At 72.0% G+C, this 14,959-nt stretch carries 12 protein-coding genes; 9 read left to right on the top strand and 3 right to left on the bottom strand.

The genetic code is table 11. From position 1 onward, the window contains the following. Window positions 1–15 precede the first annotated feature (15 nt). Window positions 16–1,104, bottom strand: coding sequence for a phosphatase PAP2 family protein (locus tag OG766_RS07125; RefSeq protein ID WP_328724822.1), 1,089 nt, complete (start codon window positions 1,102–1,104; stop codon window positions 16–18). Between the two features lie 421 nt (window positions 1,105–1,525). On the opposite strand from OG766_RS07125, the gene OG766_RS07120 reads away from it, so the two are divergent. Next, window positions 1,526–3,235, top strand: coding sequence for an MFS transporter (locus OG766_RS07120; RefSeq protein ID WP_328724821.1), 1,710 nt, complete (start codon window positions 1,526–1,528; stop codon window positions 3,233–3,235). 81 nt (window positions 3,236–3,316) lie between these two features. Then, window positions 3,317–4,507: an acyl-CoA dehydrogenase family protein gene (locus OG766_RS07115; protein ID WP_266375299.1), complete on the top strand. Its 1,191-nt coding sequence runs from the start codon at window positions 3,317–3,319 to the stop codon at window positions 4,505–4,507. 39 nt (window positions 4,508–4,546) lie between these two features. On the opposite strand, the gene OG766_RS07110 is transcribed toward OG766_RS07115, so the two are convergent. After that, window positions 4,547–4,981, bottom strand: coding sequence for a cell division protein SepF (locus OG766_RS07110; RefSeq protein ID WP_266375301.1), 435 nt, complete (start codon window positions 4,979–4,981; stop codon window positions 4,547–4,549). Window positions 4,982–5,269: 288 nt separating this feature from the next. On the opposite strand from OG766_RS07110, the gene OG766_RS07105 reads away from it, so the two are divergent. The 7 genes from OG766_RS07105 to OG766_RS07075 all read left to right on the top strand — a co-directional run bounded on the left by OG766_RS07105 (window position 5,270) and on the right by OG766_RS07075 (window position 13,922). Then, window positions 5,270–6,520 carry a DUF5685 family protein gene (locus OG766_RS07105; protein WP_328724820.1) on the top strand — a complete coding sequence of 417 codons (1,251 nt, stop codon included), beginning with the start codon at window positions 5,270–5,272 and terminating at the stop codon, window positions 6,518–6,520. A gap of 459 nt (window positions 6,521–6,979) precedes the next feature. Next, complete coding sequence (locus tag OG766_RS07100) at window positions 6,980–8,854, top strand: FAD/NAD(P)-binding protein (protein ID WP_328724819.1); 1,875 nt, start codon at window positions 6,980–6,982, stop codon at window positions 8,852–8,854. 54 nt (window positions 8,855–8,908) lie between these two features. Next, a complete protein-coding gene (locus OG766_RS07095; protein ID WP_266375306.1) occupies window positions 8,909–9,976 on the top strand; it encodes an LLM class flavin-dependent oxidoreductase in 1,068 nt (355 codons plus the stop codon). Next, complete coding sequence (locus OG766_RS07090) at window positions 9,973–11,376, top strand: NtaA/DmoA family FMN-dependent monooxygenase (RefSeq protein ID WP_266375308.1); 1,404 nt, start codon at window positions 9,973–9,975, stop codon at window positions 11,374–11,376. Before OG766_RS07095 ends, OG766_RS07090 begins: the two co-directional genes overlap by 4 nt. Beyond that, a complete protein-coding gene (locus OG766_RS07085) occupies window positions 11,373–12,182 on the top strand; it encodes a DUF1684 domain-containing protein (protein WP_266375310.1) in 810 nt (269 codons plus the stop codon). Before OG766_RS07090 ends, OG766_RS07085 begins: the two co-directional genes overlap by 4 nt. A gap of 248 nt (window positions 12,183–12,430) precedes the next feature. Further along, complete coding sequence (locus OG766_RS07080; RefSeq protein WP_266375312.1) at window positions 12,431–13,336, top strand: S1 family peptidase; 906 nt, start codon at window positions 12,431–12,433, stop codon at window positions 13,334–13,336. Between the two features lie 106 nt (window positions 13,337–13,442). After that, window positions 13,443–13,922, top strand: a complete 480-nt coding sequence (locus OG766_RS07075) for a hypothetical protein (RefSeq protein WP_266375314.1) — start codon at window positions 13,443–13,445, stop codon at window positions 13,920–13,922. Between the two features lie 22 nt (window positions 13,923–13,944). Here OG766_RS07075 and OG766_RS07070 read toward each other — a convergent pair whose 3' ends face one another. Further along, on the bottom strand, window positions 13,945–14,847 hold the full coding sequence (locus OG766_RS07070; RefSeq protein WP_266375316.1) for a DUF4231 domain-containing protein: 903 nt from the start codon (window positions 14,845–14,847) through the stop codon (window positions 13,945–13,947). Window positions 14,848–14,959: the final 112 nt, after the last annotated feature.

Raw genomic sequence — 14,959 nt, 5'->3', positions numbered from 1 at the left:
GGTGTTCCAGGGCCGTCAGCCGCCCGCGACCGGGCGCGACCGCGGCGGACGGCGGGTTCCTGCCGGCGCCGGGGTGTGCGAGGCGTGCGGCGCGTGCTGTGAGCGCGCCACCGTGTGCGGGCGCGTCTGGGTGAGCCGGGCGGTCGCGGTCGAGCCGGACGTCCCGGCGGCACTCGCGGTGCCCGCCGCTCCCTGGCCCGCGGGGGCTCCCGTACCGCTCACGGTGCTCCGCCCGCCGCCCGGCAGCCGCGCGGCGCCCGCCGCGCCCACCGGATGGCGCACGGGCTCCCCGCCGTCCTCGGACGGCAGCCGCTGCGGGTATATGGCGGTCCGCGGCCCGCCGGAGGCGACCGGCAGCGACGGCATCGGCAGACGGCGGGAGAGCAACTGGTCGCGCAGCGAGAGGATGATCGTCTCGGTGCGTCCGATCAGCGTCTCGCACCACGGCAGAGCGAGCAGGATCAGCAGCCCGGCGGCCCAGCCGAGCAGCACATCGGTCAGCCAGTGCGTACCGAGGTAGACGGTCGTCAGCCCGACGCCCAGGGCGACCACGGCCGACAGCGCCGACAGATAGCGTCTCGCTCTCGGCGTGGTGGCCAGATAGGCGAGGATTCCCCAGGTCACGACGGCGTTGGCGGTGTGGCCCGAAGGAAATATATCGCCGCCGGCGAAGAGCTCGGGCGAGCCGATCCGCGTCGCGTAGTGGGGGCCGAGCCGACCGAGGCCCAGCTTGACCGCGCCGACGGTCGCGTTCAGCAGCAGCAGCGAGGCCCCCAGCACCAGCAGCGGGCGCACGGTGTGCTGCCGCCAGGAGCGCCAGCCCAGCCAGGCCGCCACCATCACGGCCGTGGGCCCGCGCTGGCCGAGCACCACGAAGTAGTCCAGAAACGCGTGCAGTTCCGGCCACTGCTGATACGGCCGGAAGAGCATGACCTTCCAGTCGATGATCACCAGCCAGGACGAGATGAGCACGGCGACGACGATCGCGAGATAGAACGCCAAGGTCCCGCCGAAGAGGGCGAGACGGGTGCGGCTCATCCGCGGGATCTCTATCTTCGGCGGCTCCGGCTCCCGGTCCAGACGGGCAAAGATGTCGGTACGCACCCAATCGACGTTACAGCGAGTGAGTGTGCGCCCAGGCCGATCCCGGCCCTTCGTGATGACGATGTGATGTGGACCATGTCTCAGCCGCACATTCCATCGGGCCCCGGGCGTAAATCGAAGTGACCTTGTGCCCTATTGCTCGCGCGGTCGCCTCCGTAAGTGTGTTTGCAGGCGGAGAAATCCGTTCACGCGATTGCCGTGCCGAATTCCGGGGCCGTTCGGAGCACGACGGGTACCACCCTCGTGGCACACGGGCGTGGCGTACGCCACACCCCGGCGGCCGACGAGGTGAGAGGTGCGCCACGCACCCCCGGCCGGGACTCGCGTACGCTGGCTGATCACTCGCCCGTCGATGCCGGGCCGCCCACGGGCCCCGCCCCGGCCGCCCACCGACGCGAGAGACCCATCAGGAGGTACGTACATGTTCGGGACGACCACGGCCGGAGCACGCCCGCGTGCCGCCGGCGGCGGTGTCAACCGCTGGGTCGTCCTGCTCGTCCTGTGCGTCAGCCTGCTCCTGGTCGCGCTGGACGCGACCGTGCTGCACGTCGCCGTGCCCGCCGTCACCGAGGACCTGCGCCCCACCGGGGTCGAGCTCCTCTGGATCGTCGACGCCTATCCGCTGGTGTGCGCCTCGCTGCTGATCCTCTTCGGCACCCTCGGGGACCGGGTCGGCCGCCGGCGCATCCTGCTGCTCGGCTACGCCCTCTTCGGCGTCGCCTCGGCCGTCGCCGCGCTCGCCACCACCCCCGAGGTGCTCATCGCGGCCCGCGCCCTGCTCGGCGTCGGCGGCGCGATGATCATGCCCGCGACGCTCTCCATACTCAGGGCCGTCTTCCCGGACCGGCGCGAGCGCGCCACCGCCATCGGCATATGGACCGCGGTCGCGGCCGTCGGCGCCGCCACCGGTCCGGTCCTGGGCGGCTTCCTCGTCCAGCACTTCTGGTGGGGCTCGGTCTTCCTGATCAACATCCCGCTGATGCTGCTGATCCTGCCGGTGGGTAGGTGGCTGCTGCCCGAGTCCCGGGGTGACGGCGACGGACCCTGGGACGTCCTGGGCGCGCTGATGGCCGCCGCCGGTGTGCTCGGCGTCGTCCTCGGCGTGAAGCGGCTCGGCGCGGGCGACGGTCTCCTCGACCCCCGTACGGTCGGCCCGCTGCTCGCCGGAGCCCTGCTCATCACCCTCTTCGTACGCCGCCAGAAACGCCGCGAACATCCGCTCATAGACATCCGGATGTTCGCCATGGCCACCTTCTCCACCTCGGTCGGCTGCATCGTGCTCGCGATGCTGGCGCTGGTCGGCCTGGAACTCATCGCCGTCCAGTACCTCCAGCTCGTCCTCGGGCTGAGCCCGCTGGAGACCGGACTGCGGCTGCTGCCCCTCACCTTCGCCGCCATGGCGGCCGGTGCCACCGGCTCGTTCACCCTGCGCCGCCTCGGTCCCCGCCGGATGGTCGGCTGGGGTTTCGTCCTGACCGCCGCCGCCGTGCTGCTGCTGACGCTGATGGGACAGCACGACCGGCCGCTGCTCCTCACCGTCGCCTTCGTGCTCCTCGGTTTCGGCCTGCAGACCACGCTCTTCGGCGCGTACGAGTCGATGCTCAGCGAGGCACCCCCGGAGCACGCGGGCGGTGCCGCGGCCATCGGCGAGACCTCGTACCAGCTGGGTGCCGGCATGGGCATCGCGCTCCTCGGCAGTGTCATGAACGCCGCGTACGCGCCCGGGCTCGGCGAGGCCGCCGGCGCCCCGTCGGCCGCACGGGACGCCGCGACCAACTCCCTCGGCGAGGCCTATCAGGTGGCGAACCAGCTCGGCGGCCCCGTCGGCGAGGCACTGCGGCTCGCGGCCCGGCATGCCTTCGTCCACGGGCTGCATGTGACGCTCGTCGTCAGCGCGGGACTGCTGCTGCTCGGAGCGCTGGCCGCGCTCCGGCTGCCGAAGGTGATGGAGTGCGCCGCGCCGCAGGAACCCCCGAGGACGGCGGACACGTCGGCGGACGCACCGGCGCAGATGTCGGCGGACGCACCGGCCGGCACACCGGCCAAGATGCCGGCGGAGGCGCCGGTCCCGGCATGCCGCAGGCCCGCCGAGGCCGCGGGACCGGTCCGATCTGGACGCACGGCACACTGAGCCGTAACGTCGGCGCCGAGCATTGACTAACGCCGCTAGGTTGTGACACAGCGCCGTGCGAGCCGCCGGAGGCACACCCCCATGTCCGCACCCTCGAAGCTGCCGCCCTTCGACCCCGCCGACCCTCTCGGCATCGACGACCTCCTGGACCCGGAGGACCTCGCGGTCCGCGACACCGTCCGCTCCTGGGCCGCCGACCGGGTCCTGCCGCACATCGCCGACTGGTACGAGCGCGGCGAACTCCCCGGCATCCGCGAACTCGCCCGTGAGCTCGGCTCGATCGGCGCACTCGGCATGTCCCTGACCGGCTACGGCTGCGCGGGCGCCACCGCCGTCCAGTACGGACTCGCCTGCCTGGAGCTGGAGGCCGCCGACTCGGGCATCCGCTCCCTCGTCTCCGTCCAGGGCTCGCTCGCCATGTACGCGATCTGGAAGTACGGCTCCGAGGAGCAGAAGCAGCAGTGGCTGCCGTCCATGGCGGAAGGCTCCACCATCGGCTGCTTCGGACTGACCGAGCCCGACCACGGCTCCGACCCGGCCGGAATGCGTACGTACGCCAAGCGCGACGGCTCCGACTGGGTACTGACGGGCCGCAAGATGTGGATCACCAACGGCTCGGTCGCCGGGGTCGCCGTCGTCTGGGCCCAGACCGACGAGGGCATCCGCGGCTTCGCCGTCCCCACCGACGCACCCGGCTTCTCGGCCCCCGAGATCAGGCACAAGTGGTCGCTGCGCGCCTCCGTCACGAGCGAACTCGTCCTCGACGAGGTCCGGCTGCCCGCGGATGCCGTACTCCCGGCGGTCACCGGACTGAAGGGGCCGCTCAGCTGTCTGTCGCACGCGCGCTACGGCATCGTCTGGGGCGCGATGGGCGCGGCCCGCTCCAGCTTCGAGTCGGCGCTCGACTACGCGCGGACACGGGAGCAGTTCGGGAAGCCCATCGGAGGCTTCCAGCTCACCCAGGCCAAGCTCGCCGACATGGCGCTCGAACTGCACAAGGGGATCCTGCTCGCCCATCACCTCGGGCGGCGCATGGACGCGGGGGCACTGCGCCCGGAGCAGGTCAGTTTCGGAAAGCTCAACAACGTACGGGAGGCGATCGAGATCTGCCGCACCGCGCGGACGATCCTCGGCGCCAACGGGATCTCGCTCGAGTACCCCGTGATGCGGCATGCGACCAACCTCGAGTCGGTGCTCACCTACGAGGGCACCGTCGAGATGCACCAGCTCGTGCTGGGCAAGGCGCTCACCGGCCTGGATGCGTTCCGGTAGACCGACCGGCGCGTTCCGGTGGGCCGGCGAGCGCCCTGCTCAGCTCTGGTTGAAGAAGCCGTCGGTGGCGCGGCCGGCGGACTCGCCGGTGACGATCTCGGTGTCGGCGGGGGTCAGCAGGAAGACCCGCGTCGCCACCCGCTCGATCGAGCCGCGCAGACCGAAGGTCAGCCCGGCCGCGAAATCGACCACGCGCTTGGCGTCGGCGGGCTCCATGGCCGTCAGGTTGACGATGACCGGGACGCCGTCCCGGAAGTGCTCCCCGATGCCGCGCGCGTCACGGAAGCTGTCCGGGGCGATGGTGGCGATCCGGCGACCCTGCTCCTCGGCCGACTCGGAGGCCACCCGCACCCGCGGGTCGGTCACCCACTGGTCGCCGGATCCCGAACCCTCGGCGTACTCGTCGTCGTAGTAACGCTCGTCGTTGTCCTCGACGAGACCCAGCCATGCACTCGCCTTGCGCACCGATCCCATGGACGCCTCCTTTCAACCGCGGTCACTTGTGGTTCCGCATCCCTATGGTCGTCCATAATGCGGATCGCGCGCCAAGTGGATAGTCGCCGCGCAGGGGATTCGTGACGGTACTGGTGCAAAAGATGTGGCGATTCGTCAAGGTTCTTCCAGCGTAGGGGCCCTGAGGGGGCTCATATCGAAGCAAAATATGAATGTCGGGCCAGATGGGTGAGGCTCGGAGCGTACGGGTGAACGGACCGGCCGGATACGATGCGGGCCGCGCACTCGAACGACTCACGGGGGGACGTCGTGTTCGGAATCGTCAGGCCCTGCACACACCGGCTCACGGACGGCCTCAAGACCGAGTGGACGGCCCATCTCTGCGGGCTCTGCCTGGCACTTCGATCGGACCACGGCCAGTTCGCCAGGGTCGTCACCAACTACGACGGGCTGATCGTCTCGGTTCTGACGGAGGCTCAGGCCGAACGCACTCCCCAGCAGCGCCGCACCGCCGGCCCCTGTCCGCTGCGCGCCATGCGCACCGCTCCCGTCGCGAGGGGCGAGGGAGCCAGGCTGGCCGCGGCCGTCTCGCTCGTGCTGGCGTCGGCGAAGGTACGGGACCACGTGGCCGACCGTGACGGGGTGTTGGCGCGCAGGCCGGTGGCCGTGGCCGCGCGCCGGGTCGCGGCGGGCTGGGACCGCGCAGGGGCACGCACCGGCGCCGCGCTGGGCTTCGACACGGCGGTGCTCGTCGACGCCGTGGACCGGCAGACCGGGATCGAGGCGCTCGCCGGCGCCGGCACGTCGCTGCTGCTCGTGACCGAGCCGACGGAAACGGCGACCGCGGCCGCCTTCGCCCATACCGCGGTTCTGGCCGGACGGCCACAGAACGTCGCCCCGCTCGCCGAGGCCGGCCGGCTCTTCGGACGGCTGGCGCACCTGCTGGACGCGGTGGAGGACCGGCAGGCCGACGCGGCGTCAGGAGCATGGAACCCGCTCACGGCGACCGGCACGACGCCCGCCGAGGCGCGCCGGCTCGCGGACGACGCCCTGCACGGCATCAGGCTCGCGCTGCACGACGCCGAGTTCGTCGACGACCGGCTGCTGCACGTACTGCTCGTGCACGAGCTGAGGCGGTCGGTGGACCGGGCGTTCGGCACGGCGGCCTGCTCGCACCAGGGGTACGGCCAGCAGCCGCCGGCGCAGGGCGGCGGCCCGTACGGGGGTGCGTACGGGAGTGCGGCCGGGGGCGGAGCCGCGGGACCGTACGGGTCGGACAATCCCTACGGCGGCGGAAACCCCTACGGCGGCGGCGCGGGCGGGAACGGCGGCGTCCCGCCGCAGTTCGGCTTCGGCGGTGAGCCCCCGAAGCCGAAGCCCCGCGGCTTCTGGGCGGGCTGCGCGGCCTTCGTCGGCCTGTGCTGCACCTGCCAGATCTGCTGCGCCAAGGAGTACGAGGGCCCCTGGTCCCGGAAAAAGCGCGAGGGCTGCTGCCACAAGTGCGACTGCGACTGCACGCCCAGCGGCTGTGACTGCTGCTGCCCCTGTGACGGCTGCTAGAGGTTGGTCATGCGTGCCCTTCGGCGGGTCGATGGGTCGGCGGACGAGAAGGTGGCGTGAGGGGAGGGGGTACCGCGGAGCTGCAGATGTGAAGGCGCTGGGCACGGCGCGTACGGCCGTGCGAGAAGCGAGGGATGCGCAGAGGGAAGAGCGCGGGGAAAGGCAGGGGGTCGGCTCAACAGGACGACGACCACACGCGACCGAAGTCGATGTGGGAGCGCGTGACCAGCCACTGCTGTGGATGCATGGCACAAGTGGAGCAGGCATCCGATTCCGCGTCAACTGACCTGAGACGCACGGCTCACAGTGTGGACAGGCTTGACAGCGGGCCGTGCCCGCCGCATAGCCTCAGGTCTCGGATCGTGCTGAGGGGCTCGGTCCATGTGAAGGCACGTCCTGTGTTCGATCTCTGGATCCACGGAGCCTTCGCATGCACATACCTGGCACGGCCGGTGCCCGATGAGGCCCGCGGTCGTCGTCGTCGGAGCCGGTCCTCGCGGCACCGGCGTCCTGGAGCGGCTGGCCGCCAACGCACCCGCCGACCTGGAACTGGACATCCATCTCGTGGACCCCTACCCGCCGGGCGGCGGGCGGATATGGCGCGAGGAGCAGTCCCCGCTGCTGTGGATGAACTCCATGGCCGAGGACGTCACCATGTTCACCGACGACACGGTGATGCTGTCGGGTCCCGTGCGCCCGGGGCCCACCCTCGCCGAGTGGGCGGGACTGGACGGACAGACCTTCCCGAGCCGGCCGCAGCAGGGTGCCTATCTGCGCTGGGTGTACGAGCGGGCCGTCACCGCGCTGCCCGCGGGCGTCAGAGTCCATGAGCACCGGACGCGGGCCCTGCGGGTCGGTGGCCCCCGCGAGGGCCGCCAGCAGGTCGTGCTCGAAGGACGCGGGAAGCACCTCCTCGCCGATCTGGTCGTCCTCACCATCGGCCATCTGGACGCCGAACCGGACGACGAACAGCGGCGGTTGAGCGCCTTCGCGGCCCGCCACGGACTCCTGCACCTGCCGCCCGACTTCACCGCCGACAGCGATCTGTCCGTCGTCCCCGCCGCGGAACCCGTCATCGTCCGGGGCTTCGGGCTCGCCTTCATCGACCTGATGGTGCTGCTGACCGAGGGCCGTGGCGGACGCCACGAGGGGGACACGTACCTCCCCTCCGGGCGGGAACCGGTCCTGTACGTCGGCTCCCGCCGCGGCGTCCCGTACCACTCCAAGATCGGCTACCCCTGGGAGGGCGAACGGCCACCGCTGCCGCGCTTCCTCGGACCCGAGCAGACCCGTGAACTCCTGCGCCGAAGCGGCCCGGTCGACTTCCGCAGGGACATTTGGCCACTCATCGACAAAGAGCTCGGGTACGCCCACTACCACCGCCTCTTCAGCGCCCACCCCCGACGGACGGCCACCGACTGGCCCGCCTTCGAGGAGGCGTACGCCGCCGCCGCGCCCGGCAGCGCGGAACTGGCCGCCGTCGTGGCATCCGCCGTCCCCGACCCCGCCGACCGGCTCGACCTGGACGCCCTCGACAACCCCCTGGACCAAGTGAGCCTCCCCTCGGCGGAGGCCCTCCAGGAGCGGCTGAGCGATCACATCACCGCCGGCCTGGCGCGGCGTCACGATCCGGCCCACAGCCCGGATCTGGCCGTCTTCCTCGGACTGCTGTCCGTCTACGGTCAGCTCATCCGGCTCGGGGACCTCGGCGACGGCGGCCGCTGGCACGGCTTCTTCTCCCATCTCGCCTCCGGACCGCCAGGACCACGGCTGCGCCGGCTGCTCGCGCTCTCGCGGGCCGGAATCGTGCGCTTCCTCGGCCCCGGCATCACCGTGGAGACCGATGAGCGGCAAGGGGTCTTCCGGGCCGGCGGCAGCGCCGTACCGCAGGAGCGGACCGAGGCACGGGTCCTGATCGAGGCCCGGCTGCCCGACCCCACCGTGGAGCGCACCCGCAGCCCGCTGCTGAAGGGGCTCTACGCGGACGGCGCCCTGGCGACACCGTCGGGGCTGCTCCGGGTGGACCCCGAGGACGGGCGGATCCTGGAGCGCGGCGAGCGCCCGCATCCGCGCCGCTTCGCACTCGGACCGCACACCTCGGCCCGGGCCGGCGGCGCCTTCACCCGGCCGCGCACCGGTGGCCCGGCGTTCAGCCAGAACGACGCCACGGCCCGCGCCGTACTCGGCTTCCTCGAGGACCTCCCCGCTCCGCGGCAGGAGCGGCGCGTGACCTCCCGTACGTACGACGACCAAGGACTCCGTATGCCGCTCACGAGCGATCCCCCGCCGCCCCTCGCCGCGGTACCTCCGCAGGTGCCGGACCCGGCCCCCTGACCAGGCCGCCGCACAGGCCGCCCCCTCAGAACTGACCACTCGGAGAGGCCCCCCATGTCTGCCACCCGTCCGCTGCACCTCGCCGTCGCCCTCGACGGCCCGGCGCAGTACGACGCGACGTACTACGTCGACCTCGCCCGGATCGCCGAGCGGGGCACGCTCGACTTCGTCACCCTCGGCGACTCCTTCGCCAGGCCCGGACTCGACGCGCTCGCCGTGCTGTCGAGAGTCGCGCCCGGAACCGAACGGATCGGGCTGGTGCCCACCGTCACCACCACACACACCGAGCCGCTCCATGTGTCCGCGTCCGTGGCCACCCTCGACTGGGTGAGCCGAGGCCGGGCCGGCTGGATGGTCGGCGTCTCGGCCACCGCCGCTGAGGCCCGGCTCTTCGGCCGGCGGCCGGCCGCGCCGCCCGGAGACCTGTGGCGGGAGGCGGGTGAGGTCGCCGACGTCGTCGCCCGGCTGTGGGACGGCCGGGAGGACGACGCCGAGGTCCACGACACATCGACAGATCGCTTCGTCGACCGTGGCGAGCCGCACCATGTCGACTTCCGGGGCAGCACGTTCAGCGTGCGCGGCCCGTCGTTCGTCCCGAGGCCGCCGCAGGGCCGGCCCGTGACCGTCGTCGACGGCTCCGCCGGGCCGGGCAGGGAGACCGCGGCCCGGTACGCCGACGTCGTCCTGCTGCGGGCGCAGACACCCGAGCAGGCGGCGGGGCACCGCGCGGACATCCGCCGCAGGGCCGCCGCCCACGGCCGCGACCCGGACACGCTGCGGGTCCTGGTCTCCCTCGTCGTCGACCTCGGCGCGGGGGAGTCGGCTCCGGAACCCGGCCTGGCCGCGGGACCGCCCCTCGCGGGCGGCGGCCCTCACTTCAGCGGGGGTCCCGTCGACCTCGCCGGGCTGATCACCCGGTGGCACGGCGAAGGAGCGGCGGACGGTTTCCATCTCGCACCGATCGCGCCCCACCGCGATCTGGAGCGGATCGTCAACGGCACCGTCGCGCTGCTGCAGCACCGCAGTTGCTTCCGCACCTTCTATCCCGGCGGCACGCTCCGCGAGCACCTCGGCCTCGCCCGTCCCGCGGGCCGCTACGCACACGCCGGGGGAGCGGCATGACCACGCGGCAGTCCGGCGGCGGGAGGCCGCCCAGGAAGCAGGTCCGGCTCGCCGCCCGCCTCCCGGGCGTCGACGGCACCACCCTGCGGTCCGGTCCCCGTTCCCGGGGCCCGATCGACTTCCGCTCCTTCGAGCAGTTCGCCCGCACCGCCGAACGCGGGCTGTTCGACTTCCTCCTCCTCGCCGAGGGGCCGGAGGGGCCGGGCGAGCACCGGGGCCGGACGGACGACCTGGACGCCGTCGGCCGCCCCGAGCCGATCACCGTGCTGAACGCCCTCGCCGCTGTCACCGACCGCCTCGGCCTCGCGGCCGCGGTCGACGCGACCTTCAACGAGCCCTACGAACTGGCGCGCCGGCTTGCCTCGCTCGACCATCTCAGCGCGGGCCGGGCCGCGTGGCACGTCGTCACCACCTCCGATACATCTGACACCTCCGGCCCTTCCGACACCTTCGATGCGCCCGGCGCGGAGAACGTCCGCCGTGGCGGCTTCCCCGACCACGCCGACCGGTACTCGCGCGCCGCCGAGTTCGTACGGACCGCCCGTGCGCTGTGGGACTCCTGGGCCCCGGACGCCACACCGCGCCGATTCGAGCACCGGGGGCGGCACTTCACCATCGAGGGCGAGTTCACGGTCCCCCGGTGCCCGCAGGGCCGTCCCGTCGTCATCCAGGCCGGAGACTCCGACGAGGGCCGGGAGTTCGCGGCCGCCGTGGCGGACGTGGTCTTCACCTGGCACGGGACGCCGGAAGCGAGCAGCCTCCTCTACGCCGACGTCAAGGCGCGGCTCGCGGCACACGGGCGCGCACCTGACGAACTCACGATCATGCCGGGGATCACCGTCGTCCTCGGCGACACCGACGCCGAGGCGCAGGAGCGGGCCGCCGCACTCCGCGGACAGCAGATCTCCCCGCGGACCGCGATCCTCGCGCTGGAGCGGGTCTGGGGACGGGACCTGTCCGCCTACGATCCCGACGGGCCACTTCCCGGAATCGATCCCGCCCCGGAGCGCGTGCTCGTCCAGGGCCAGGGCCAGGGCCAGGGCCGCGGCCGGGGCCGTGTCCGCGACCCGCTCGCCGTCGCCGCCGAGTGGCGGGCGCTGTCGGAGGCCAAGGGGCTGTCCATCCGGGAGACGGTGATCGAGACCACCGGCCGGCAGACCTTGGTCGGCACCCCGTCCGGCATCGCCGCCGCCCTCGACGTGTGGGTGCAGACGGACGCCGCCGACGGCTTCGTCCTCGTACCGCATCCGGACCCGGGCGGCCTCGACGACTTCGTCGACCAGGTCGTGCCGCTCCTCCAGGAGCGCGGCGCCTTCCGTACCGAATACGCCGGTGCGACCCTGCGGTCGCACCTGGGCCTCCCCGAACCCGTCGGGCGATCCGGAAAGGTTGATCCATGAGCAGCGACCCGCAGAGCGACGCGCAGAGCGATCCGCGGCAGGACTGGCAGAACTGGCACGAGCGCCGTGTCGCCTCGGTCTCGGCGCCGTACGGACCGCTGTCCCTCAGCGGCACCCATTGGCTCTCCGACCACCCGGAAGGGCGACTTCCGGTCATCCCGGGCCGCTGGCGCGAGGACGGTGACGAGGTGGTGCTGACCGCGGCCGCCGAGGACGGCCTCGTCGTCGACGGCAAGCCGCTGACCGGCGACGTCCGGCTCACCGCGGACAACGCGCCGGTGGGGGAGTCACGGGTCTCGCACGGGCAGCGGCGGCTCGTCGTCCTGCGCCGCGAAGGGCTCTGGGCGGTACGGGACTTCGACCCCGCGGCGCCCGCACGGCAGGCTTTCCTCGGCATCGACGCCACACCGTACGAGCCGCGCTGGGCGGTGCCGGGACGGTTCGTTCCGTACGAGCACCGCAGTGTCCGCGTCCGCAACGCCGACGGCCGGGAGCGGGGTCTGGGGCTGTCCGGCGAGATCCTCTTCGAGCTCGACGGCACGGAGCACCGCCTTCAGGCGGCGGTCGAGGCGGACGGTTCGCTGTGGGCCGTCCTCGCCGACGCGACCAGCGGGAAGAGCAGTTACCGCTTCCGCTTCCTGCGGCCCGCCGCGCCGGCCGCGGACGGCTCCGTGCTGGTCGACCTCAACCGGGCGCTGCTGCCCCCGTGCGCCTTCGCGGATCACTTCATCTGCCCCTTCCCGCCTCCCGGCAACACCCTGACGACCGAGATCGCGGCCGGCGAGCGGAACCTCCTCACCCGCTGACCCGTCCTACCCACGACGGACACTCCAGCCCCGGCGGCCACCGAGCCCCCGGGGCCGTTCGGCATACGCACGCGCCGCACGGCCGAAAGGCGCCCTTGCGCGGCCGGTTGACGCGCCGAATACTCCCGAACAGCGCTTGTCAGGGGCACGGCGTGACCGAAACCGAACGCTCTGCCGGCCTTCTGACTGCGCCTCACGGGCCCGTCACCCCACAGCGGGTCCCCGATTCCCCTCGGGAGGAACGAGAAGTGAGGATCAAGCGCACCAACCCCACCCATGGCGTCGCGAGACGTACCCGTCTGCTCGCCATGACCACCGGCCTTGTCGCAGCCGCCGCGCTGGCCGTCCCCGCCGCCAGCGCCGACGAGGCTCCCGCCACCTTCAGCGCGACGCAGCTCTCCGCCGCGAGCGACGCCGTGCTCGACGCCGATGTGGCCGGTACCGCCTGGCACATCGACAAGGCGACCAACACCCTGGTCGTCACCGCCGACTCCACCGTCTCCCAGAGCGAGATCGCCCAGATCAAGCGGGAGGCAGGCGCCAACGCAGGCGCGATCCGGGTCGAACGCACTCCCGGCAAGTTCTCCAAGCTGATCTCCGGCGGCGACGCCATCTACGCGAGCAGCTGGCGCTGCTCCCTCGGCTTCAACGTCCGCAACAGCGCCGGTACGCAGTACTTCCTCACGGCCGGCCACTGCACCGACGGCGCGGGCACCTGGTGGTCCAACTCCGGTCGCACCACGGTCCTCGGCACCACGTCGGGCTCCAGTTTCCCGACGAACGACTACGGCATCGTCCGCTACACCAACACCTCGGTCGCCAAGCCGGGCACCGTCGGCAGTGTCGACATCACCAGCGCGGCCAACGCCACCGTCGGCATGTCCGTGACCCGTCGCGGCTCCACCACCGGCATCCACAGCGGATCGGTCACCGGTCTCAACGCCACGGTCAACTACGGCGGCGGAGACATCGTCTACGGCATGATCCGCACGAACGTGTGCGCGGAGCCGGGCGACAGCGGCGGTCCGCTCTACTCCGGCAGCCGGGCCATCGGCCTGACCTCCGGCGGAAGCGGCAACTGCTCCTCCGGCGGCACGACGTTCTTCCAGCCGGTCGTCGAGGCCCTGAACGCCTACGGCGTCAGCGTCTACTGACCTCCGGTCAACAAGAGCCCCCGCCCGCACCTCGGGCGGGGGCTCGACGTATTGCACACTTTTGAGAGGATGGCAGGGCGGTCGGCCACAACGGATCGGGGGGCGGATGAAGCGCATCGGAGTGACCGGCCACAGAAGTATCCCGCCCGAAGCCCTGCCTCATGTGCTGGCCGCCATGAAGGCGCTGCTGTGCCGCCAGGAAGGGTCGCTGGAGGCGCTCTCCAGCCTCGCCGAGGGAGCCGACCAGCTCTTCGCCGACATCGCCCTGGACTGCGGCGCCGAGCTGACCGTGGTCATCCCCAGCGGGGACTACGAGGAGGGCTTCGACGATCCCGAGGCGCTGGCCTGCTATCTGCGGCTCAAGGACCGGGCCAGCCAGGAGGTCCGGATGGCCTTCCCGCACTCCACGGACGAGGCCTACTACGCCGCGGGTACCTATATCGCCGACAACTGCGACCGGCTGCTGGCGGTCTGGGACGGCCGTCCGGCCCGGGGGCTCGGCGGTACCGGCGACATCGTCCGGTACGCGCGCGAGCGCGGCAAGCCGGTGACGGTGATCTGGCGCGACGGGGTCGAGCGGGCCTGACACCCGGCAGCGGCAGCCCGGGTCAACTCCGGTGCTGGACCAGCCAGTCCGTGTGCTGCGGCGAGACGATCCGCTCGGTCTCGTACACCGCGGACGGCCACTGCTGTTCCGTCACGGAGGTCTCCATCGCGATGTGGATCGCCGCCAGATCCTCCTCCACCAGCGAGTGGGCCGCGATCAGCGGCTGATGGCGGCGGATCTCGCTCCAGGCCAGACAGGCCGCCGCGGCGGCGGACAGCAGCCCGGCCGGCTCGGCCGAATCGGTGACCGAGAACGTGCGCAGCGTCCCGAACAGCAGGGCGAGCACGGTGAGCAGTCCGATCGTGACCGTCCACAGCGCGGTGGCCCGCCGGGAGATCTCGGCCCGCCTGTGGTACCAGTTGCGCTGCTCGATGAGCCGGTCCCGTACGTACGTCTCCTTGCGTACGCTGAAGGCCTTCTCCCGCAGCAGCCGCATCGGCGTGGTGATGAGCTCGGCGGAGGCCGCGCTCTCACCGTTCTCCCGCGGGTCCACCCAGCCGACCTTCCGTAACTCCTGCAGTCCCTCTTCCAGTCGCTCGACGAACAGCCGGTCCGCATCGGGGGAGTTGGAGTCGAACGGGGCGCCGTGCACGGCGTAGCGCCAGCACATCGAGCGGATGAACTCGGCTGCGGAGCGGTTGAGTTGCCAGTGCGACTTTGCTCGGTTGCGAGATCCGCGGAAGCTGACGACGAGTACCCCGGCGTACGCCAACGCGCCCAGGAGGCCGACGAGTTGGAAGGAGTCGCCGATCCTGCCCCGCCACGGCAGCGCTGCCAGCGCGGAGCCCAGGACCAGGAGGAGCAGCTGCAGCCGGGTGCCGTTGATCGCCTGCCGCTGGCGTGAGATGGCCGTCTCGTCCGTGCGGTGGAAGAGAACCGGCAGATCAGCGTTTCGAAAGACCATGCTTTGCAGATGGCCCGGAATAGCGGCCATGCGCACCCCCCTCTGCGGATTTGGCTTCACTCGTTCGATGGAATGGCTTGTTCCGTTCGGAGCGGGGCATACTCGCGCAACG

The sequence above is a fragment of the Streptomyces sp. NBC_00259 genome, from assembly GCF_036181745.1.
Classification (GTDB): domain Bacteria; phylum Actinomycetota; class Actinomycetes; order Streptomycetales; family Streptomycetaceae; genus Streptomyces; species Streptomyces pratisoli.
Note: the sequence above shows the minus strand (reverse complement) of the source record. Positions and strands in the feature narration are given on the sequence as shown.